The following is an 849-nucleotide window of genomic DNA, read 5'->3' on the forward strand; positions in this document are numbered from 1 at the left end:
TCAGAACGGGGTGTTGTCGTCCTCCTCGTCGATGGCGGTGCCGTCGTCGGCCCAGCGGATCGTGGGACCGGTCTTGGTCCTCAACGTCGGTTCGGTGGTCCATTCGGCGCCCCACTTGCTGGCCCAGCGGGGTGTGCCGTCGGGGTCGAGGCGGACGTCGACGAAGCCCTCGTCCTTGACGAGGTGGCTCCACCGGCAGAGGGCCTGCAGGTTGTCGTGGCGGGTGCGGCCGTCGTGCTCGTACCGGTGCGCGTGGTCGAGGTCGCAGCGGTGGGCGGGTAGTCCGCAGCCGTCGCCGACGCAGGTCTCGTGCTTGGCGTGGATCAGCTTCTTCAACCCGGCTGGGATGTACCGCTCGTGGCTGTCGATCGCGAAGACGGTGTCGTCGATCGGATCGACCCCGATCCGCGTCCAACTGGTGGTGTGCTGCACGATCCGCCGAGCGACGTCGGCGTCGACGTCACCCATGCCAGCGACCGACGCCAACCCGTCAGCGGCGCCGGTCGCCACGGTCGCGGGAACGGTGACCAGCAGGGTGACGTCGATCTTCTTCCGCCCCGGCACCCGTGCGTCGCCGAGCCGCTCCATCGGATAGGCAGGCCCCGCCGCCTCGCCGGTGAGGGCGATGGCGCCGGTGGCGGCGGACTGCAGGATCATGTCGGCCGCGCAGTCGGCCATCAGCTGCCCCAGGGTGCGGCATTCGCCCTCGAGCCCGTGGGCGGCGACGGCCGATTGCCTGATCGCGTCGTACATCGCTGCGACGTCGGTGGCGGTGGACTCGATCGTCAGGGTCGCCTGCCCGTCAGGGCGGGGGCGGGCGCCGACCCAGCGGCGGTTGGACGCGGTGCG

General features: G+C 71.1%; 1 protein-coding gene. It reads right to left on the minus strand.

Annotation, left to right across the window (positions count from 1 at the left end):
• Positions 1–849: HNH endonuclease signature motif containing protein (locus tag ACFSBI_RS16250; RefSeq protein ID WP_377936787.1), on the minus strand; the 849-nt coding region annotated here is incomplete at its 5' end.

The sequence above is a fragment of the Amnibacterium endophyticum genome, from assembly GCF_042680685.1.
Classification (GTDB): domain Bacteria; phylum Actinomycetota; class Actinomycetes; order Actinomycetales; family Microbacteriaceae; genus Amnibacterium; species Amnibacterium endophyticum.